Origin of the sequence: Streptomyces sp. CB02923, from assembly GCF_001905005.1 — a bacterium.
Lineage (GTDB): Bacteria > Actinomycetota > Actinomycetes > Streptomycetales > Streptomycetaceae > Streptomyces.
This window is the reverse complement of the sequence record NZ_LWKZ01000025.1, coordinates 130153-149981: the sequence shown is the minus strand read 5'-3', so window position 1 is coordinate 149981 and position 19829 is coordinate 130153. Positions and strand designations below refer to the sequence as shown.

Here is a 19829-nt window from a genome sequence, read left to right as displayed (position 1 = left end):
GGTTCCTCCGATCGCGTCCGGCCTCAGTGGTCCTGGGGCCGCGGTGCGTGTGCACTCCGCGGGCCCATGGTCTCCAAGTGACGCCTGATGCGGTCGTACTGCCGGATGCCCGTGTCGACCGCGAGGTGGGCTCCGTACAGGGCGGCCCGTACCTCCCGGGGGGTGAGTCGGGGGCGCTGGGCGCGCAGTCCGTCGCACAGTTCCTGGCTGTGGCGGGGGTCGATGCGGGTGTGGGCGGTGTAGTAGACGCGCATGTCGTCGTCGTGGATGCCCACCCGCGTCATTCCCTCCAGGAGGAGGGTGAAGTGCGGTTCGACCCAGCTTTCGAAGACGAGGAAGCAGCCGTACGCGGCCTGGACGCGCGCCGGGCGCAGCAGCAGCGCGGCGAAGAGGTTGGACGTCGGCTTGGCGAACCACGGGTGGCCGCGGCGGTAGCCGGCCAGCGCTTCCCACCCGGCGGGGGAGCCGAGCTGGCGGCGCAGCCAGTACGTGTGGAAGTTCTCCAGCCGTCCGCGCCCGCACTCGTCCCACAGGTTGGCCGCCGCGACGGCCTTCTGCTGGCCCTGGAGGCCGACGACGAGCAGGGCGACCTCGTCGTCCACGACTTCGTTGCGGATCAGTTCGCAGCGCAGGAAGTACTCGATCTGCTCGCGGGTGGCGTCGGTGGCGAGGAAGCGGAAGAGGGGGTGGGAGGCGCCGGGGTTGTCGGCGGCCAGCGCTTCGAGGTGGTCGGCGGCCGCTTCCTGGGAGCGCAGCTGCGGTACGGGTCCGGGGGCGCAGTCGTACGTCAGGAACTCGTGCTCCAGCCGGGTGCGTGCCGCGTACAGCGCGATCTCCAGGTCGTCGTCGGGGGCATGCGCTGCCGGGCCGTCGCGGTAGCCGAAGGAGTGGGCGTAGAGGGTGGCCAGGTGGTCGTGGAGGAAGCGGCCGTGGGCCTCGGGGTCGGCGCGCAGCCGGGTGAGCAGCGCGGCCTGGGCGGTCGGGGGAGCGGCCAGGAAGCGGACGAGGACGGGGTCCAGGGAGCCGAAGGGGTGGACGGGCGGCCAGTACAGGTCCTGGAGGCCGTCGGCGCTCTGCGGCACGGCGGGGGCCGGGGCGGCGTTCACGGCGGGTGGGTTCATTCAGCGCACCTCCTCTGGGGCGGCCTTGGCGGTGCCGGGGAGCCGGGGGCGGCCGGCCGCCGCGGCGCCGAAGTGTTCGGTGACCCAGGTGTCGTCGTACACGGTGTCCAGGTAGCGGTCCCCGAGGTCGGCGGAGAGCGCCACCACGCGGGCGCCCTGCGGGATGCCGGGCCGCAGCCGCAGGACGGCGCTGAGCACGGAGCCGGTGGAGCCGCCGACGGCCAGGCCGTGGGAGCGGGCGAGGCGGCGGCACATCCGTACGGCGTCCCGTTCGGGTACGGACACCACGCGGTGCACCTCGTGCGGGCGGCAGATCTCCGGTACCCGGCTGGTGCCCAGGCCCGGGATGCGCCGGGTGCCGGGCGGCCCGCCGAAGGTCACCGAGCCCTCGGCGTCGACGGCGACGACGGTGGTCCGGGGCGAGAAGCGGCGGAAGTACGCGGCGCAGCCCATGACGGTGCCGGTGGTGCCGGCACCGGCGAAGAGGTAGTCCACGGCGCGGATCTCGCGCAGGACGGCGGCCGCGGTGCGCGCCGTGTGGACGGCCGGGTTGGCGGCGTTGGCGTACTGGTTGAGCCAGGTCAGCGACGGGTCGAGGTCCAGGGCGCTGCGGATCAGCGCGATCCGGCTGCCGAGGTAGCCGCCGTTGCCGTCGGGCGTGTCCACGACGCACACGTGGGCGCCGAACGCGCGCATCAGCGCGACGCTCTGCCGCGGTGCGTGGGGGTCGGTGACGCAGGTGAAGGTGTAGCCCTTGGCCGCGCAGACGGCGCTCAGGGCGATGCCCAGGTTGCCGGAGGACGACTCGATCAGGGCGCCGCCGGGGCGCAGCAGGCCGCGGCGTTCGGCGTCCTCGACCAGGCCGGTGGCGGTCTTGAGCTTGACCGAGCCGGCCGGGTTGAGCCCTTCCAGCTTGAGGAACAGCTCGGCGTGCGGGAGCAGGCCGTCCAGGCGCAGGAAGACGTCGTCGGTGATCAGGTCGTAGGCGTGGTCGACGATCATGGGCCCGCGGTCCCTCCGTCCCCGGAGCCGCCGCGCGCCGGGCGGACGGCTTCGGCCGCGTCCGCCCGGTACGTGATCTCGTAGGTCGCCGCGGCCTCCGGCGTCCCCGCGACCCCCGGCGCGATCCGCAGCGCGTTGGCGGCGATCGTCAGTGCCGGGTTGACCGCCGCCGAGGACGGGAACCAGGAGCTGTCCGCGACCCACAGGTTGTCCAGCTCGTGCGCCTTGCACTCGGGGTCGACGACGCTGGCCGCCGGGTCGTCCCCGGCCACCGCCGTGCCGCACTGGTGCGAGTTGACGGCGATACCCATCCGCCGGGAGCGGACCAGGGGGAAGCCCGCGCGGCGCATCATCTGCGCGGCGCGGCGCACCAGTTCGCGGTGGGGCGGGAGGTTCACCGGCCGCCAGTGCACTTCGGTGCGGTCGCCGGGGCCGACGGCCACGCGGTTCTCCGGTACCGGCAGGTCCTCGCTGGTGAGGTACAGGTCGATGCTGCGCCGGGTGGTGGCGGCGAGCAGGGGGCGGGGTGTGCGGGGCCACAGGCCGCGCGCCGAGGGGGGACGCAGTTTGCCCAGGGCCTGGATGTTGCCCAGGGGTCCGTGCGTGCCGTTGCCCAGGTACCAGTCGTTGACGCCCAGCGTCTTCTGGAACACCGCCTCGTTGGTGCGGCGCGGGTCGACGGCCATGAGGAAGGTGCTGTTGTGCACCATGTAGTTGCGTCCGGCCTGCCCGGAGCCGTTGGCCAGGCCCGTGGTCCGTACCGGCCCCGTACGCACGGTGCCGGGGTCCGAACGCAGCAGCAGGGCAGCCGTGTTGACGGCGCCGCAGGCCAGGACGAACCGTTCGGCGCGGATGCGCAGCTCACGGCCCTCGTACCGGGCCAGTGCCTCGGTCACCCGCCGCCCGTCCGCCCCGGTCACCAGGCGCGTGACCGTGGCCCGGGTGAGCAGGGAGACGGTGCCGGAGGCCAGCGCGGGCCGCAGCGCGCACTGGTCGGCGTCGCTCTTGGCGTCGACGAGGCAGGGGAAGCCGTCGCAGCTGGCGCAGCGCAGGCACGTTCCGCCGTCGCGCAGGTCGATGCCGGTGGGCAGCGCGAACGGCCTCAGGCCCTGGCCGCGCAGCGACTCGGCGAGCGCGGCGACCGCGGGTTCGTGGGGCACGGCCGGCCACGGGTAGTCGCCGGAGCGCCACGGGTCGGTCGGATCGGCGGTGCGGGTGCCGTGCACCCGGTAGAGGCGTTCGGCGCGCGCGTAGTGCGGTTCGAGCACGCCGTACGGGAACGGCCAGCTGCGCGACACGCCTTCCGCGTGCTCCAACGGCCCGAAGTCGGCCTCGCGGAAGCGCGGCAGCGTGGCGCCGAAGACCTTGGTGTTGCCGCCGACGTAGTAGTGCACGCCGGGGGAGAAGAACCGGCCCGCCCCGGCGTCGTACCAGGGTTCGGCGTTGCGGTAGCGGCCGGCGGTGAAGACGGCGCGCGCGGACCAGTTCTGCCACTCCCGGGGCAGGAAGTCCCCGCGCTCGACCACCAGGACGCGCGCGCCGGTGTCGCGCAGGGCGTAGGCCAGGGTCGCGCCGCCCATGCCGGAGCCGATGACGGCGATGTCGCAGTCGACGACGGGCCCGTCGGGCCGGAGCAGGCCGCGCGGGCGGCCCGGGGCGTCAGGGAGCGGTTTCGATGTCACCGTGCCTCCTCGGTGGGAGCTGTGGGAGTGCGGAGAGGTGGCGGGCGGCGATCTCGTGCGCGAAGGCCATGACCGTGCCCTGGGGGCTGATGCCGGTCGGCCCCGGCAGCACCGAGGCGTCGCACAGCCGCAGGTTGGTGAAACCGTAGGGGCGTCCGTCCTGGTCGCACATCCCGCCGAGCGCGGGCCGTCCCATCGGGCAGGAGGCCATGGCGTGGACGGACACCAGGTTCCAGCCGCGGGGGTCCGAGTGCGCGGCGAACTCCTGCGCCGTACGGTCCGAGCGCAGGACACCGGGACACGGCGGGTACAGCTCCACGGCCCCCGCCCGGAACAGCGCCCGCGCCGCCCGGCCGAGCGCGAAGCGGAGCAGGCCGTGGTCGTACGGGGTGATCCGGTGCCGCAGCCACCAGCCCGCGCCCCGCAGGTGCCGTACGGCGACGCGCCCGCCCATCCGTACCTGCACGGTGAACACGGCGGCCCTCTCCAGGTCCGCCAGCAGGGCGTTGGTGACCACCGGGCCCTGCCCGGCGAGGGCTGCCGCCAGCGACCCCGCGGTGAGGTTGGCGGGCATCAGGTGGATGCCCAGGTCCTCGAACTCCCGTACCTGCGCGGTGAAGATCGTGCCCTGCGTGGCCCGTACCGGGCACGGGAAGCGGGCCACGAGGCGGAAGTTGACGTGGAAGCCCATGGCGCGGCCCGCGGTACGGCGGTGGATGCCGCTGCGCTGGAGGAGGACGGCGCTGCCGACGGCCCCGGCGGCGAGGAAGACGGTACGCGGGCGGTAGTTGATGCGCGTACGCCCGCCGGGGCCGCCCACGGCGCGCACACTGTGGACGGTGCGGCCGTCGTGCCGCAGCAGCAGCGTCCGGGTCTCGGGCTCGATGTGCGCGCCGTATCGCTCGGCCTCCGGGAGGTAGCTGACGAGCATGCTCCGCTTGGCGCCGCTGGGGCAGCCGGTCGGGCAGTGGTTGCGGTGCAGGCAGCCGGGGGCCGCGCGGCGGGCGGCGGACCAGCGCCAGCCCAGGGTGTCGGCCGCGTCGGCCAGCAGCCGGGAGTCCGCGTTGCCGGAGCCGTGCGGCTGCTCGCCGACGCCGAGGCGTTCGGACACCGTACGGACATGCGGGGCCAGCCGGGCGGCACCGTAGTCGGTGGTGCCCATGACCCGCGCCCAGCGCTCCAGCAGCGCGTCCGGCGGCGCCCACAGCAGTCCGCCGTTGACGACCGTGCTGCCGCCCACGCAGCGGCCCTCGCCGTACGGGATGACCGGGCTGCCGAGGATCGGGGTGAGCCCGGCGCCGCGGTACAGGCGGCGCAGGTTCTCGGCGGGCGCCGATGCGGCCAGTTCGGCGGTGGTCGGCCGGGGGCCTTCCTCCAGGACGACGGTGTGGAGCCCGGCCCGCGCCAGCTCCAGGGCGGCGACCGCGCCACCGGCTCCGGAGCCGATGACCAGGGCGTCGCACGGGACGGTACGGGACGGGCGATGGCGGCCGGTCATGTGTTCCGTTCACCGTCCAGACCGCCGTACAGCGCGAGGGAGTCGGTGATGGTGAGGATGCGGGAGAAGCCGGGGACGCGCAGCAGCCGGTCGCACCCGGCGGCGGGCCGGGACCGCCTGGCCGCCGTGATGCGCAGCGCCAGGCCCGCTGTCCGCAGAACGGCTATGGCGCCGAGGCGGTACGGGCCGGGCAGCGCTTCCAGCGACCCGCACACATGCGCCGCGGCGCGCGCCTGGGCCTTGGGCCCGGCCAGCGCCGGGTAGCGCGCTGCCCACAGGGCGGGCAGGCCGCTCGCGCGCAGGGCCCGCCCGGCGGCCCCGCCGCCGTCAGTCTGCGGCCCGTTCACCGCGCCACCGCCTCCTCCTTGCCCCGGGCGGGCACATGCTGCGCCAGTACGTCCTTGGCGAAGCGGGCCAGCAGCCGCCCGGCCCCCTGCTCCAGCACCGAGTCCAGCGCCTGGAGGAACACCTCGACCTCGGTGTCCCCCGCGACCAGCGGTGGAGAGGCGATGAGCGGCAGCCGGTGGTTGGAGCCGTAGTAGGCCAGGACGCCGTAGTCGCGGTACAGGGAGGCGATGACGGCCGCGGTGACGAGTTTCCGGCGGGCCCGCGGGTCCCGGGCGAAGGAGGAGGGCACCAGGCGCAGCAGCCGGTCCAGCGCGGGGTAGCGGTCGTGGAGGAACAGGCCGTGCAGCGCGCCCCGGCCGAAGGTGCCGGACACCAGGGAGGGGTGGCGGGCCGCGAGGTCGGCGAGTCCGCCGCCCAGCCGCTCGCCGATGCGTACGGCGCGCGCCGGGTAGTCGTCCTCGATGGCGATGGCGATGGCTTCGATCGCGGTCGCGGTCTCCTCGCCGAAGCCGTAGTAGGTGGTGCTGTGCAGCGTCGCGTCGGCGTGGTTGTCGTACGCGGCGCGGAAGACCGGCTCGCGCGTGACGTAGCCGGAGATGGACGCCTTGCCGCCGCCGAAGGACTTCGAGGTGGTCAGGATGTCGGGGATCAGGCCGGTGTGGCGCATGAAGTGGAAGAGCGTGCCGGTCCGTCCCCAGCCCGTGTACACCTCGTCGAAGATCAGCACGATGTCCCGTTCCGTGCACAGCCGACGCACTTCGTACAGGAACTCCGCCGAGCATTCGCGCACGCTCGACGCGCTGAACGGCTCCAGCACCACCGCGTACACGTCGCTGCCGCCGTCCCCGGCCCGGTGCCGTTCCAGGGCGAGTGCGAAGGACTCCAGGTCGTCGTAGGCGAAGTGGTCGGTGCCGGGCAGGCCGGGATACGGGAAGCCGACCTCGGGGGAGGCGGTGAGGCTGCCCGCACCGAGGAGCTTTCCGTGGAACGAGATGTCGCTGTGCAGCACCGTCCCGCGATGCCCCCGGTGGTACTTGTAAGCGAGCTTCACGGCGCCTTCCACCGCTTCCGCACCGGAGTTGGGGAAGTAGCTGATGTTCAGGTCGCCGGGCAGCAGCCGCGCCAGGTTGTGGCTGAGCGCCGCCACGTACGGCGACAGGAAGTTCTTGTGCACCTCCATGGCGCGCCGCTCGGCGAAGCGGCGGCGCGTGGCGAGCAGCCGGGGGTGGTTGTGCCCGTGGTTGAGCACGCCGATGCCGCCGGTGAAGTCCAGGATGCGCCGCCCGTCGCGCAGGGTGATCCAGCAGCCCTCGGCGTGGTCGACCAGGTCCTGGCCGAAACCGAAGGAGCCGAGCAGCGAGACCTGGGCCCGGCTGACGTACTGCCGGTACAGGTCGTGCACCTGGCGGGCGGGCATCCGCTCGCAGTCGTCCGCGGTGAACAGGAACCGCCGGTCCTGCCGGGGCCGCTGCTCCCGGTGGTCCTGGTGGCTGCGCGGGTCAGTCATGGTCCGCTCCGGTCCGATGGGTGGCATGGGGATGGTCAGGGGCAGGGGCGGTGCCGCCCGTGCGGCGCTCCGCCGTACGGATGCGGTCGGCGATCAGCCGCCCGGCGCGCTGCCCGCCCCGCAGCGCGTAGTTGGTGCCCCGGTCCTCGGGGAAGACCTGGGCCATTCCGGCCAGGTAGAGGCCGGGTACGGCGTTCTCGACGCCGGGCACGGTCCGCGAGTAGTGCCGGGTGATGACCGGCTGCGCGTACGGGGCGCGCCAGACATGGTGGGCGCGCACCCACTCCTCGCGGAACGCCGGGAACATCCGCCGCAGGTGCGGGAGGCTGTGGCGGTAGACCTCCGGGTCGCTCATCCGGTAGAGCGCGGCGTCCGCGGGGAGGTACGCGGAGAGGTAGACCAGGTGCCGCCCGCCGTAGTGCTCCGGCGCGTCGAGGTTGGTGTGCTCGATGACGCCGACGTACGGGAAGTGCGGGTCGGTGACGTTCAGCCAGTACGTGTCGGACAGGGGCCGGTCGTTCTCCAGCACCAGGCACAGGTTGGCCAGGTACGGGATCGCCGTGAGCCGGCGGCGCAGGGCCGGGACGGCGGGGTGCGCGGACCGGGCGAGCAGCGCCGCGGCGGGGCCGGTCGCGCAGGTCACCAGCACACGCGGCGCGCCGATCACCTCGCCGCCGCACCGGACGCCGCGCACGCCCTCCGGGCCGGTCAGCACCTCCGCCACCGGGCTGCCGGTCCGTATCCGTACCCCCAGCCCGGCCAGCCGGGGCAGCCAGGCGTCCAGCAGGGCGCCGCAGCCCCCGCGCAGGTAGTGGAGCACCTCGCGGCCCGACCGGCTGCGGCTGCCGCCCCGCAGGTGCAGCTTCGTCCACATCCAGGTGGCGCCGACCTCCGGCGCGTACGGGCCGAACTTGCCCTCCAGCAGCGGCCGCCACACCCGGTCGTACACCCGCCGCCCGCCCAGCCCGACCAGCCATTCCTCGGCGGTCAGCGCCTCCAGCCCGCGCCAGTGCCGCACCCGGCCGGCGCGCAGCACGGACCGGCCCAGGCGCAGCCGGTCGGCCGGCGGCAGCGGCGCGAAGCGCAGCACGTCGAGGGGGGAGGAGAGGCGGTGGATGCCGCCCGCGTAGTAGAAGCCGGTGCGGCCGGGGTGGCGCTGGACGAGGTCGGCGCGGCCGAGGCGGGCGCAGAGCCGGAAGATGTCCGTGTCGGAGGCGAACCAGTGGTGGTAGAAGCGTTCCAGCTGCCGCCCGCCGACGGTGAACGTGCCCGCGAGGCCCCCGACGTGGTCGTCCGCCTCCAGGACCAGGCAGCGCAGCCCGGCCCGGCCCAGTTCGTGCGCGGCGCCCAGGCCGGTGAACCCGGCGCCGACGACGATGACGTCCCACTGCGCGCCCGGGGACCCGCCGCGTGCCTCCCGCCCGCCGTTCGCCGCCGTCACCAGGAGCTCCCGGCGGTCCACGCCTCCCGGGGCCCGGCCAGCCCGGCGGCCGTCAGCTCCGCCGGTGCCGGGACCCCGGCCGCCCACCGCTGGCGGACCACGTACGGCGGCCTGCCGCGCACCTCCCGGTGGACCAGCAGCAGGTATTCGCCGAGCACGCCGAGCAGCACCGCCTCGCAGCCGAAGGTCCACGCGGCCAGCGGCAGCGGGCGGCGCAGCGCGGCCGAGGTCACGGCCGTACCGCCGAGCCAGGCCAGGCCGACGGCGGCGGGCACCCGGGCCGGTGCCGAGGAGCAGGCGAGCAGGCCGCGCCGGGACAGTCCCGCCATCTTGCGCAGTGTGTACTTCGTCCGGCCCGCCGGGCGCGGCAGCCGCCCGTACTCCAGGCTCGTCTCGGGGAAGCCCGCCCAGCACACCGAGCCGCGCAGGTACAGCTCGCTCTCCGGGAGGAGCGTGAGGGTGCGGACGACCTCGCGGTCCAGCAGCCGGAAGTCGCCGGTGTCGAGGTTCACCGGGTGGTCGGCGACCGCGGCCAGCAGCCGGTAGAAGACGTGCGCGGTGCCGGTCTTGAAGCGGCTCTCGCCCTGCCGTCCGGTGCGCCGGGCGGAGACCACCGGCCAGCCCGCGCGCCAGCGTTCGACCATGTCGGCGATGAGGCCGGGCGGGTCCTGGAGGTCCGCGTCGATGGTCACCACGGCGTCGCCCGCCGCCTCGCGCAGACCGGCCAGGACGGCCGGCTGGTGCCCGAAGTTGCGGGTCAGCCGCACCAGCCGGACCCGCGCGTCGGCCGCGGCGAGCACGGTGAGCCGGTCCCAGGTCGCGTCCCGGCTGCCGTCGTCCACGTACACGATCTCGTGCTCGCACTCCGGCAGGCCGCGCAGTACGGCGCTGAGGCGGCGGTGCGTCTCCCCGATGACGGCCGCCTCGTCGAAGCACGGCACCACGACGCTGACCAGGGGCCGGGCGGCCACGGCGGTGAGGTGCGCGGGTGTTCGGGTCGCGGGCATGACGGTCCTTAGGTCGGTGGGTGGTCAGGGAGGGGGCGCCGGGCCGGGCTTCGGCGAGACGGTCAGCCGAGCACTTCGCCGACGGTTTCCCGGAACCGCTCCGCGACCTCGGCGACCTCGTCCGTACCGCTGAAGACGCTCACCCCGAAGTCGGCGCCGAGGTAGGTGTCGGACAGCCCCACGGTCAGCGCCAGCGACCGGCCCAGCACGTCGTCGGTGCGGGGCAGCGCGCCGGCCCGCCAGCCGTCCCGGCGCCAGGCCTCGGCGGCCGGGCGGGAGGGGCAGGAGGAGCCGTCCGGGGCGGCCAGCGCGGGCAGTTCGGGCAGCCCGCCGTAGTAGTGCTTGGGGGAGTGCAGCAGGGTTTTGGTGCCGAGCCGCTTCGCGACGGCCTCGGCGTCGGCCCGCTCGTCGAAGACGTGGATCAGGACGGTCGCGCAGTCGCCCGCCGCGTCGTGCAGGGGGCGGCGGACCAGCCCGTCCCGTACGGGAATCTGCTCCAGCAGGTCGTCCCGCAGCGCCCGGGTGCGCGCCAGCACGGCGTCCAGGCGGGCGAGCTGGGCGCGCGCCACGGCCGCCGTCAGCTCCGTCATCCGCAGGTTCAGGCCCCACAGCCGGTCGCCGGGGCCTTCCTCGCGCCGGTACGGGAACCAGCCGTGGTCGTGGAAGCCGTACGCCCGCTGGAAGACGCGCTCGTCGGCCGTGAGCAGGAACCCGCCGTCCCCGCCGGTGATCACCTTGAACATGTTGAGGGAGAAGGCCCCCGCCTGCCCGAACGTGCCCAGCGCCTGCCCCCGGTACGTACCGCCGCACGCCTGCGCGGCGTCCTCCAGCAGCAGCAGCCCGTACTCGTCCGCGATCGTCCGCAGCGCGGCCACGTCGCAGGCCGCGCCGAGCATGTGCACCGGCATCAGCGCCTTGGTGCGCGGCGTGATGCGCTGCCGTACGTCGCCGGGGTCGAGGGTGAGCGAGGCGTCCACCTCGGCGAGCACCGGGGTCGCGCCGCTGTAGACGATGGCGGCGATGCACGCGCCGTACATGTAGCCGGGCACGATGACCTCGTCGCCGGGCCCGATGCCGAGCGCGGCGAGGGCCGCCTGGAGGGCGGACGTGCCGCTGTTGACGGACAGGCAGTACGGGCTGCCCAGGCGGTGCGCCGCGGCCTGCTCGAACAGCCGGGTCTGCGTCAGGTCACCCAGCGGGTAGGAGTGCGCGGCGGTCGTACGCGACCAGACGTCCAGCACCTGCTGGACGTTGTCGCGCTCCTCGTCACCGAAGAAGGCATAGCCGGGTCCGGGCATGGGGGCTCCTTGGACGCTTCGAAGAACGGTGGACGGTGCGGCGGCCGGCGGTCGGAAAGCCGCCGGTCAGAAGGCCATCGGGCAGAACGGTGCCGGTCAGAACGCCATCGGACAGAACGGCGCCGGATCGTGGCGGAAGGCGGCGGAGGCGGCGCGCAGCGCGCCGGGCCGCAGCTCCGCGACCCGGCCCGCGTGCGCGAGCTGGACCAGCGAGCCGCCGCCGAGCAGGACCGCGCCGACCTCGCGGGCGGTCAGGGCGAGGTCGGCCGCCGCGCCCGTCCGCGTACACGCGGCGGCGCCGTGGCTGCCGCCGTCCGCTTCCGCGGTCAGCTGCCAACGCCCCTCATTCCACGGGCACATGGCGTCCCGCACCTCCAGCACCACGTCCACCGGCGCGCTGTACGTACGGGCGGTGAGGGCCCGGTCCAGGTCGACGGCACGGGCGTAGAGCTGGTCGCGCACGGTCGGAGCGGCACTGCGCGGGTCGTCGAGCAGCGCCAGCAGCGGGTCGTCGACCGGGCGGGCCGCCGCGCTGACGGCCCCGGCCAGGTCGGTGTCCAGCAGCGACCGCCAGATGAAGGCGTACGCGGCCGGGTCGAGCGCGAACACCTCCCGTACGGACAGGGCATAGCGCGGCCGGGAACGCTGCCAGGCGGGCCGCAGCCGGTACAGCGCGTACCCGCGCGGCTCTCCGCCGGGGCCCGACACCACCATGCACAGCAGTCGCCCCGCGCCGTGCCGGCTCTCCGGCTCGTCCTCGACGGCGCGGCGCTGCCAGGCGTCGTCCCTGCGGAACAGGCCGGGTCGCTGGGACAGGCAGGCACAGTAGACGTCGGCGACGGCGGCGCGGGCCTCCTCGGGCGAGACGACATCCAGCGTCAGCCCGGCGGTGTCCACCTCCCCGGCGAACGCCCGCGCCTCGGTCGGCACGGACACCTCGACCGCCCGGGAAGCCGACCCGAACCCGAACCGCCCGTAGATCCCCGGCTCGGTCGAGTGCAGCACCGCGACCGGCTCGGCCCGCTCCTCGTGCAGCGCGGTCAGGGCCCGCCGGAGCAGTTCCCGCATCAGGCCGCGGCGGCGGTGCGGCGGCGCGACCGCCACGTAACCGATACCGGCCACCGGGGAGGGGCCGCCCGGCAGCGTCATCTCCAGCGCGTAACCGGCGAGGGTGGCGCACGGGCGTCCGCCGTAACACGCGACGAGCGAGCGCTTGGGCTCGAAGACCGCGCCGACCACGGCGCTGTGGGCGGGGGAGTGCGGATGGCCGCCGTACGCGAGGTCGAGCACCGCGCCGAATTCCGCCCATTCGGCGGCGGTACGGAATGTGTACCCCGCGGCCCGGCCACCGCCCGCCCCCGCGGGCGCCGCCACCGGGGACATCACCTCGGCACCCGCCCCGGCAGCCATCCCCGCACAACCTCCCGAATCCATCCCCGTACCGTCGTCCGCCGCACCTGTCCTGGAATCCTTCGGCGTTCCCACAACCCTCTCCAAAGCCCGTCATCGGCCTCGTACCGGGAAGAGATGCGTCGAGCGCGACGCGGAAACAACGTCGGCGTTCGACGCAGAGGCCGTATCAGCTGCTCCGGTGCGGCGGGGTACGCCGCGGAACCGGAGAGATCCTGATCGCGAGGCCCGGATCGCGTAATCCTCATGCGTCGATCGTGCCGGGGCCGCCGGAAATGGCTGCGTCCTAGGTTTGTGAGGCGGCAGGAGGCTGTCAACCCTCCCGAAAAAGAATCATGAAGCCCGTTGCCGGGCCCCCCGGCTACGCCCGCCCCGCCCCCCGGTCAACCCTCCATTCCGGCCACCGGCCCGGGGCGTGGCGCGCACTCCCCACATCTGGCCAACTCTGTCGAACGGCCTTGCTAGTGGCGAACATCCGGGCACAAACTGCACTGGCCGCCGATCAGTGGATCGCCGGTCCGCATTCCTACGAGGACGCGACAGGAGCAAGCAATGCAGAACGGCAAGTTCCTTTCCGGCAGGACCGCCCCCGGCGAAGGCTGGCAGAACTACCCCGATCGCAATGGCGACGGCGTTTACATCGACGTCGACACCAGCGCGGGCGGTTTCAGCGACACCCCCGCCTATATCGCGGCCCTCACTGGCGACGACCGCATGTGGATGACCACCGGAGGAAACACGGTCTACGCCGCGACCCCCACCGGTTTCCGCATCTACGTCCGCCGCGTCGACCGCCAGCCCATCGACCCGGAATATGCCGCCAAGAACGGCTGGCACATCGCCTGGATAGCAGCCGAGGTGTGACCACGGGTCCCCACCCGCCGGCCTTCGCGGAAACCCCGCGAAGGCCGGTGAGGGGTAGCTGAATTCCGGAGCGCCGTCGGGTCAGCCCGCGACGGCGGCTTCGGCCGTCCCGGCTGCCGCCGCGCGCCGCGCGGGCCGCCGCTCCGGACCGCCGGACTGCGTGAGGTGGGCGACGACACTCGCGTAGAACCGGTCCACGGCCTCGTCGACGCTGCGGATGAACCCGGACTCGGCGTTGCCGCGGGTGCTGCCCATGCTCTTGAACAGGGACAGCCGGAACCCGGCGATGGGCACCCCGTCCTTGGGCAGCAGGTCGCCCGGCTCCGGGCGCAGCCGCTCCAGCGTGCCGCGCGGGCCGCGGTTGCCCTCCACCAGAGTCTCCACATGCAGGTCGGCCGGTGCTTCCGCGAGCTGCCGCACCAGGCGCTTGGCCCAGCTGAGGGGGTAGCCCTGCTCGGGCGCCGGGACCTCGATGGACGTACGCAGCTTCCCGGTCCGCAGATCCGCGGTGATGGCCAGGATGCCGGGCGTCGTGTCGATGCGCAGTTCGGCGGTCAGACGGCCCTCCTCGCAGAGCCGGTCGGCGAGTTCGGCGCGACGGCTGGCCTGGTCGGTGCCGCGCTTGGCGCGCTGCACGGGCAGCACCTTCTGGCCCAGTTCACCGCCCAGCCGCAGGCACACCTGGCGGATGAGCCGCTCCCAGCTCTCGACGACGGCCACGGCACGTTCGTCGCCCTGGCAGAGCGTCTCCGTCTCGATGCCGTTGCGGACCGGCACCCAGGCCGGCCCCATGTTCTGGAACCCGTGGCAGCCGGAGTTCTCGTGGTGCAGGTAGTGCAGCAGCTCCTGGAGCAGCCAGGCGTGCGCCGCGTTGCCCACGCCCTCGTGGCGGATCAGCAGCTGCGCCTGGTGCGCCACCTCGGCCCAGGACAGGTGCCACAGCGACACCTTGTGCTTGCGCCGGCCGTCGGTCTTCACCTCGACCAGCGGACTGCCCTCCAGGGCCACGTCGTTGGAGAGCGTGATCACCGTCTCGTATCCGCGCCGGGCGGCGATGTCCATGTAGTCCTGGACCTGCTCGGACTTCAGGGAATTGCCGTTGGTCTTCGTCTCGACCAGGGCGGTCCACAGTTTGCCCGCCCGCTCGACCCGGATCACCCCGTCCGGGCGCCGGGGCGTGTCCCCGTTCGGCAGGGTGACCTCGGTGAACGTCTGCATCCGGCCGGCCGGGGCGCCGAAGCCCGCGGTGAGCCGCCGGCCGAACTCCGGGACCTGCGCCATCACCGCCAGCAGTACCGACGTCGCGCGCATCTCGCGCTCCCGGTCGCTCTTGAGCGTGGGCGCGGGGAACAGCCGGGCCTGCCGCCAGTTGTCGTTCTCGGCGAGGGACTTCTTCGCCACCTTGGGCAGGGTGATCTTCTTCTTCGCGGTCCGCGGCCCGCGGGGCTGCCGCGCGGGAACCGGGTCGGGCCCGGACGGCTGCGCGGGCACGGCCACCGGCGCCGCGGCCGACGGCGCGGGGATCACCACCGGACCGGCATCCACCGCCGTCTCCGGCGTCCCCGCCGCAGTCGCAGTCGCAGTCGCGGCCCCGTCCGCGGGCTGGGCCTCGGTCTCCTCCGGCTCCTCCTCGTCCGCGGGCGCCGGGTCCTCCTCCTCGTCGACGGATATGCCGAAGTCCGTGGCCAGACCCGCCAGCCCGGTCTCGTAGCCCTGCCCGACCGCGCGGAACTTCCACTCCCCGGCCCGCCGGTACAGCTCACCGAAGATGAAGGCGCTCTCCTCCCCGGCGTCGGCGATGGAGAAGCCCAGCAGCGCCTCGCCCGTACGGTCGGCGACCGTCACCCGCAGGTCGTCCAGCTGCCCGAAGCGGCCCGTCCCGTACTGGCTGGCCGCCACCACCAGGCGCTCGACCTCGTCGGGCACGGCGGTCAGGTCGAGGCTGACGCGGTCCTCGCTGCCGTTGGCCGTCGGGGTCTTGCCCAGCAGCTGCACGCTGCCGTCGGCGGCGGCCGGATTGTTGTAGAAGTAGAAGTCCGCGTCGCTGCGCACCTTGCCGCCGGCGTCCAGCAGCAGAACGGAGACGTCCGCGTCGCCGTCGCCCGACGCGCTGCTCCACCCCAGGCTCACCATCAGTGAACCGGTGTCCTCACTCAGGGACGCGAGTCCGACGTTGCCACCCTTGACCATCTCGTGCATGGAGCCCCCCACAAATGCCGCCGCATCCAGGGGCACGGGCACACCCGGCAGGCTGCTGTGTGGTGACCTGCGATGCAGCACAACTCAGTGTGTACGCCGCGAATATTAGACCCGTATCAGGCGTTTCGGGAGGCGCGGGGGTCGCAGGATGTCCGGATCTTCCGGACGCCGCGCAACTTGCGGAGGTCGGCGCCCGCGCCACGGCCCGTACGCGGGGTGCGCGGGCACCGGCCTTCGTCAGCCGGGCTTGCGGGACGACGCCCTTCGTCAGCCGGGCTTGCGGGCCTCGATGAGGAACCGGGTGGAGTGGGCGACGAACGGGCCCTCCGCCCGCATCTTCGCGTCCAGTTCCCGCAGCCGGTCGCGGTAGCGGTCCACCGTGAAGCCCGGGACCATCCAGATCACCTTGCGCAGGAAGTAGATCACCGCGCCGATGTCGTGGAACTCGGTACGGAGGGACTCGGCGCGCAGGCCGGCGATCTCCAGACCGGCGGCCACGGCGTCCCGGCTCTCGTCGTCGGGGTGGCGCCGGCGCCGTACCTCCTCGGGCTGCGGGCCGAGGAAGTACTCGACCAGCTCGAAGACGCTGGCCGGGCCGACGTGCTGGGCGAAGTACGTGCCGCCGGGGCCCAGGACGCGGGCGATCTCCGGCCACCAGACGGTGGCGGGGTGGCGGCTGGAGACCAGGTCGAAGGCGCCGTCGGCGAAGGGCAGCGGCGGCTCGTCCGGGTCGGCGACGACGACCGCGCCGAGCGGGTGCAGCAGCGCGGTCGCCTTCGCGACGTTCGGCGGCCAGGATTCGGTGGCCGCCATGACGGGCGGCAACGGCCCGGCGCCCGCCAGGACTTCACCTCCGCCGGTCTGGATGTCCAGCGCGGCACGGGCGCGCGCGAGCCGCTCGCCCAGGCGGCGCTGGTATCCCCAGGAGGGGCGCTGCTCGGTGGCCCGGCCGTCCAGCCAGGAGAAGTCCCAGCCGTCGACGGATACGGATTCCGCCTCGGCCACCAGGTCGTCGAAGGTGCGCGTGGTCATCCGGGGATCGTCTCAGGTGGGGGTTGCGGTATGCCACCTAATATATCGATTTATGCGGGGGATGATGGGATGGTTTGTCCGGGGTGGGGGGCTGGCGGGTCAGGGGAGGGTGTCGAGGGCGGCCAGGATGGCCGCCGGTTCGGCGCGCTTGACGTAGTCGGGATCGGCGAAGGCCCAGCGGACCGTCCCGGCGCGGTCGATGACGAAGGTGGCGGGGAGCGGCAGGGTGCGCGGGTGCCCGCCGTTGACGCGCTGCATCTCGAAGCCGAAGGAGTCGTAGACGGCGGCCAGGTCCGCGGGCAGATCGAAGGCGATGCCGTACCGCTCGGCGACGGTGGAGCCCACGTCGCTGAGCACGTCGAAGGCGAGGCCGTGCTTCTCGGCGAGGGTCAGGGACTCGTCGGGGACCTGCGGCGATACGGCCACCAGGCGGGCGCCGCGCCCGGTGATGGCGGCGTGGTGCTCCTGGAGGGCGCGCAGCGCGAGGTTGCAGTACGGGCACCACGCGCCGCGGTAGAAGGTGAGCACGACCGGGCCTTCGGCCAGGAGGGCGCTCAGGGTCACCTTCTGCCCGTCGGCGGCGGGCAGGGTGAAATCGGGGGCCCGGGTGCCGGGGCCGGGGGCCGCGTCGGCCTGTCCGGACTCGGCCAGTTCGCGTCCGGCGCGTTCCATGACCGCCCGTGCGGGGGCCGGGATGTCCGGGTAGCGGGACGTGAAGAAGGCGTGCAACTCGGCGTCGAGGCTCATGGGTTCGTCCACCTGACCTGGGAGGCGTGCGGGTGCGTAGAACTTGGAACGGTCGTTTCAAGTTACGGCGTCGCGGGAGCCGTTGCCAAGGGGTGGGCGGGGTTATCTTGGAACGGCTGATGCAAGAAGGTGCGAGATCGCGCGAAGGAAGGCGGCGGGCCCCGGAGGATGCCGGACATCAAGCACTTCGACCCGGACGCGGCGCTGGAAGCCGTGGTCCGGCTGTTCTGGGAGCGGGGCGTCGCCGCCACCGGAATCCAGGACGTGGTCGACCGGACCGGGGTCAGCCGCTCCAGCCTGTACGCCACCTTCGGCGGCAAACAGGACCTCTACCTCGCCGCCCTGCGCCGGTACGTCGAACAGTGGTCCCGGCCCGCCTTCGCGCGGCTGGCGGAGGACCCGCGCGGCCTGCCCGCCGTCACCGGATTCTTCACCGAGCTGATCCGCCTGCGCTGCGACGGCCCGTACGCCCGCTGGGGCTGCCTCGTCGCCAACGCGCACACCGGCCCGTCCAGCGCCGATCCGGACGTGCGTCAACTGCTGGAGGACCACCACGCGTTGCTGGTCGGCGCCCTGCGCACGGTCCTCCGTACCGCCGCCGCGCGCGGACAGCTCACCCCGGGCACGGACCCGGACGCCGGTGCCGAACTGCTCGCCCTGCTCGCGTACGGGGTCAACCTGCGCTCCCGTACGGGGGCCGACCCCGCCGCCCTGGAGGCGACCGTGACGGCCGCGCTCGCCCCGTACGCGAGGTAGCGGACACGCCGCAGCCCCATGCGTCCTGTGCGCGGGGCGGGGGCGCAGGGCCGGGGCACCGGCCGGCCCGGCGGCCCTCACGGCGTACGGCCGCGCGTCGTCGTGAAGCGCCGCCGGTAGTCGGTCGGCGTCGTCCCCAGGTGGCGGGCGAAGGCGCGCCGCAGGGTCTCGTCGCTGCCGAAGCCGCTGTGGCGCGCCGCCGAGGTGATGCCGTGCCCGTCCAGGAGGAGCCGCTGGGCGTGGTCGAGGCGGACGCGTTCCACCCAGCGGGCCGGTGTGGTGTGCAGTTCGCTGCGGAAGAGCCGGGTGAGGTGCCGGGTGCTGACGGCGGCGGCCGCCGCCATGGCGGGCAGGGTGTGCTCGGCGGCCGGATCGGAGACCACCGCGGCGGTGACGGTCCGCAGCGCGCCGTTCCGCGGGGGCGGCGCGTCCAGTGCCGCGGAGAACTGCGACTGGCCGCCCGGACGTTGCATGAAGACGACCAGTTCGCGGGCGACCCGCCGGGCCAGGTCGCTGCTGTGGTCCTCCTCGACGAGGGCCAGGGCGAGGTCGATGCCCGCGCTGATGCCCGCGGAGGTGAGGTAACGCCCGTCGCGGACGTGGAGGGCGTCCGGTTCGACGCGGACGAGCGGGAACTTCCGGGCGAGAGCCCCGGCGTGCCGCCAGTGCGTGGTGGCGCGGCGGCCGTCCAGCAGTCCGAGCGCGGCCAGGACGAAGGCGCCGCTGCAGACCGAGGCGACCCGCGCCGCGGGCCCGGCCAGGACCTCCGCCGCCGCCAGCAGCTCGGCGTCGCCGTCGGGCGACAGTCCGGCGAGCCGGTCGGCCCCGGCGATCACGACGGTGTCGACGGGACCGGCATCGGCCGCGGCGACGGTCCCGGCCAGTGCCAGGCCCGCGGACGTCGTCACCGTGCCGCCGCGGGCGGAGACCAGCACCAGTTCGTAGGGACAGCCGAACTGCTCCGCCTGGTGGAACACCTCGCACGGGCCGCTGACATCGAGCGCCCGCACGCCGTCGAAGACGAGGAAGGCGACGCGGCGGGGCGCTGGGGAGGACATGCTGGACATGCGGTCAGTGTGCACCTCCCGTGCGGGCCCCCTGGGACCGCAGCGGCACGTGTCCGGATGTGTGGGCCTCCTGTCCGTATGGCCATGGCGCCGGGTGCGCCGCCGGGCGAGAGTGGAAGCGCCGATCGACCGAGAGACGAAGGAGGCCATCGTGAGCGAGGTGATCGCCGATGTGCGGATCCCGGACAGCGCCCTGGCACGGGAAGCGACGGAGCTGGTACGCGACGCCGCGTCGCCGCTGCTGTTCGACCACTCCCGCCGGGTGTTCGTGTTCGGGGCGCTGCGCGGACGGGAACAGAAGCTGGAATTCGACCCGGAACTGCTCTACGTGGGGGCGATGTTCCACGACCTCGGCCTGACCGGACGGTTCCGCCGCACGGACCAGCGCTTCGAGATCGACGGCGCCGACGAGGCCCGCGGCTTCCTGCACCGGCACGGCATCACCGGCGAACCGGCCGACCGGGTCTGGACGGCCATCGCCCTGCACACCACACCGGAGATCCCGCTGCACATGGCACCCGAGGTGGCCCTGGTCACCCGGGGCGTGGAACTGGACGTCCTGGGCATCGGTTACGACGCCGTCTCCGACGAGCAGCGAGCCGCCGTGGTCGCTGCGCACCCCCGGCCCGACTTCAAGAACCGCATCCTGGCCGCGTTCACCGACGGCATCAAGGACCGTCCCGCAACCACCTTCGGCAACGTCAAGGCCGACGTCCTCGCCCACTTCGTCCCCGGCTTCGAGCGCGGCGACTTCGTGGAGGTGATCCAGGGCTCCGACTGGCCGGAGTGACTGTGGGGTGCGAGGCGCCCGGTCACCTGTGGCCGAGCGGCCACGGCAGGCGGCCGGTCC

The 19829-nt window shown here is 73.8% G+C and carries 17 protein-coding genes; 3 read left to right on the top strand and 14 right to left on the bottom strand.

The genetic code is table 11. The features are described from left to right. Positions 1-23: 23 nt before the first annotated feature. The 10 genes from A6A06_RS28820 to A6A06_RS28775 all read right to left on the bottom strand — a co-directional run bounded on the left by A6A06_RS28820 (position 24) and on the right by A6A06_RS28775 (position 12314). Positions 24-1121 (bottom strand): iron-containing redox enzyme family protein, encoded by a 1098-nt coding sequence (locus A6A06_RS28820; RefSeq protein ID WP_073764964.1) that lies wholly within the window; start codon positions 1119-1121, stop codon positions 24-26. Further along, entirely contained in the window at positions 1122-2123 is a 1002-nt protein-coding gene (gene sbnA / locus A6A06_RS28815; protein ID WP_073764962.1) for a 2,3-diaminopropionate biosynthesis protein SbnA, read from the bottom strand. Continuing rightward, positions 2120-3805 carry a GMC oxidoreductase gene (locus tag A6A06_RS28810; RefSeq protein WP_073764960.1) on the bottom strand — a complete coding sequence of 562 codons (1686 nt, stop codon included), beginning with the start codon at positions 3803-3805 and terminating at the stop codon, positions 2120-2122. Before A6A06_RS28810 ends, sbnA begins: the two co-directional genes overlap by 4 nt. Continuing rightward, complete coding sequence (locus A6A06_RS28805) at positions 3783-5303, bottom strand: GMC family oxidoreductase N-terminal domain-containing protein (protein WP_073764958.1); 1521 nt, start codon at positions 5301-5303, stop codon at positions 3783-3785. Before A6A06_RS28805 ends, A6A06_RS28810 begins: the two co-directional genes overlap by 23 nt. Next, positions 5300-5650, bottom strand: a complete 351-nt coding sequence (locus A6A06_RS28800; RefSeq protein WP_073764956.1) for a hypothetical protein — start codon at positions 5648-5650, stop codon at positions 5300-5302. The genes A6A06_RS28805 and A6A06_RS28800 overlap by 4 nt, the downstream gene beginning before the upstream one ends. Further along, the gene (locus tag A6A06_RS28795) at positions 5647-7068 is read right to left on the bottom strand and encodes an aspartate aminotransferase family protein (protein ID WP_073765908.1); all 1422 of its coding nucleotides are present in this window, start codon (positions 7066-7068) and stop codon (positions 5647-5649) included. The genes A6A06_RS28800 and A6A06_RS28795 overlap by 4 nt, the downstream gene beginning before the upstream one ends. An 82-nt stretch (positions 7069-7150) precedes the next feature. Further along, a complete protein-coding gene (locus A6A06_RS28790; protein WP_199931242.1) occupies positions 7151-8620 on the bottom strand; it encodes an NAD(P)/FAD-dependent oxidoreductase in 1470 nt (489 codons plus the stop codon). Beyond that, positions 8596-9606: a glycosyltransferase family 2 protein gene (locus tag A6A06_RS28785; protein WP_073764952.1), complete on the bottom strand. Its 1011-nt coding sequence runs from the start codon at positions 9604-9606 to the stop codon at positions 8596-8598. Before A6A06_RS28785 ends, A6A06_RS28790 begins: the two co-directional genes overlap by 25 nt. Positions 9607-9668: 62 nt before the next feature. Beyond that, positions 9669-10904: a DegT/DnrJ/EryC1/StrS family aminotransferase gene (locus A6A06_RS28780; protein ID WP_073764950.1), complete on the bottom strand. Its 1236-nt coding sequence runs from the start codon at positions 10902-10904 to the stop codon at positions 9669-9671. Between the two features lie 96 nt (positions 10905-11000). After that, positions 11001-12314: a GNAT family N-acetyltransferase gene (locus A6A06_RS28775; RefSeq protein ID WP_199931241.1), complete on the bottom strand. Its 1314-nt coding sequence runs from the start codon at positions 12312-12314 to the stop codon at positions 11001-11003. A 552-nt stretch (positions 12315-12866) separates the two neighbouring features. On the opposite strand from A6A06_RS28775, the gene A6A06_RS28770 reads away from it, so the two are divergent. Next, positions 12867-13178 (top strand): hypothetical protein, encoded by a 312-nt coding sequence (locus A6A06_RS28770; protein ID WP_073764948.1) that lies wholly within the window; start codon positions 12867-12869, stop codon positions 13176-13178. Between the two features lie 81 nt (positions 13179-13259). On the opposite strand, the gene A6A06_RS28765 is transcribed toward A6A06_RS28770, so the two are convergent. From A6A06_RS28765 to A6A06_RS28755, 3 genes are all read right to left on the bottom strand, one after another. Next, positions 13260-15368 carry a TerD family protein gene (locus A6A06_RS28765; RefSeq protein ID WP_073765906.1) on the bottom strand — a complete coding sequence of 703 codons (2109 nt, stop codon included), beginning with the start codon at positions 15366-15368 and terminating at the stop codon, positions 13260-13262. 276 nt (positions 15369-15644) lie between these two features. Next, complete coding sequence (locus tag A6A06_RS28760; RefSeq protein ID WP_073764947.1) at positions 15645-16409, bottom strand: methyltransferase domain-containing protein; 765 nt, start codon at positions 16407-16409, stop codon at positions 15645-15647. A gap of 99 nt (positions 16410-16508) precedes the next feature. Further along, entirely contained in the window at positions 16509-17156 is a 648-nt protein-coding gene (locus A6A06_RS28755; protein WP_073764945.1) for a peroxiredoxin-like family protein, read from the bottom strand. A gap of 168 nt (positions 17157-17324) precedes the next feature. Between A6A06_RS28755 and A6A06_RS28750 the strand changes: the two genes are divergently transcribed. Next, on the top strand, positions 17325-17912 hold the full coding sequence (locus A6A06_RS28750) for a TetR/AcrR family transcriptional regulator (protein ID WP_073764943.1): 588 nt from the start codon (positions 17325-17327) through the stop codon (positions 17910-17912). A 77-nt stretch (positions 17913-17989) separates the two neighbouring features. Here A6A06_RS28750 and A6A06_RS28745 read toward each other — a convergent pair whose 3' ends face one another. Then, a complete protein-coding gene (locus A6A06_RS28745; protein WP_443333797.1) occupies positions 17990-18979 on the bottom strand; it encodes a GlxA family transcriptional regulator in 990 nt (329 codons plus the stop codon). 151 nt (positions 18980-19130) lie between these two features. Between A6A06_RS28745 and A6A06_RS28740 the strand changes: the two genes are divergently transcribed. Further along, positions 19131-19769: an HD domain-containing protein gene (locus A6A06_RS28740; RefSeq protein ID WP_073764941.1), complete on the top strand. Its 639-nt coding sequence runs from the start codon at positions 19131-19133 to the stop codon at positions 19767-19769. Positions 19770-19829 lie beyond the last annotated feature (60 nt).

Coding starts and splice junctions, on each gene's coding strand:
- A6A06_RS28760 (WP_073764947.1), bottom strand. CDS start 16,409: ATGACCACGCGCACCTTCGACGACCTGGTGGCCGAGGCGGAATCCGTA.
- A6A06_RS28765 (WP_073765906.1), bottom strand. CDS start 15,368: ATGGTCAAGGGTGGCAACGTCGGACTCGCGTCCCTGAGTGAGGACACC.
- A6A06_RS28775 (WP_199931241.1), bottom strand. CDS start 12,314: ATGGCTGCCGGGGCGGGTGCCGAGGTGATGTCCCCGGTGGCGGCGCCC.
- A6A06_RS28755 (WP_073764945.1), bottom strand. CDS start 17,156: ATGAGCCTCGACGCCGAGTTGCACGCCTTCTTCACGTCCCGCTACCCG.
- A6A06_RS28745 (WP_443333797.1), bottom strand. CDS start 18,979: ATGTCCAGCATGTCCTCCCCAGCGCCCCGCCGCGTCGCCTTCCTCGTC.
- A6A06_RS28820 (WP_073764964.1), bottom strand. CDS start 1,121: ATGAACCCACCCGCCGTGAACGCCGCCCCGGCCCCCGCCGTGCCGCAG.
- A6A06_RS28750 (WP_073764943.1), top strand. CDS start 17,325: ATGCCGGACATCAAGCACTTCGACCCGGACGCGGCGCTGGAAGCCGTG.
- A6A06_RS28780 (WP_073764950.1), bottom strand. CDS start 10,904: ATGCCCGGACCCGGCTATGCCTTCTTCGGTGACGAGGAGCGCGACAAC.
- A6A06_RS28785 (WP_073764952.1), bottom strand. CDS start 9,606: ATGCCCGCGACCCGAACACCCGCGCACCTCACCGCCGTGGCCGCCCGG.
- sbnA (WP_073764962.1), bottom strand. CDS start 2,123: ATGATCGTCGACCACGCCTACGACCTGATCACCGACGACGTCTTCCTG.
- A6A06_RS28805 (WP_073764958.1), bottom strand. CDS start 5,303: ATGACCGGCCGCCATCGCCCGTCCCGTACCGTCCCGTGCGACGCCCTG.
- A6A06_RS28770 (WP_073764948.1), top strand. CDS start 12,867: ATGCAGAACGGCAAGTTCCTTTCCGGCAGGACCGCCCCCGGCGAAGGC.
- A6A06_RS28795 (WP_073765908.1), bottom strand. CDS start 7,068: ATGCCCGCCCGCCAGGTGCACGACCTGTACCGGCAGTACGTCAGCCGG.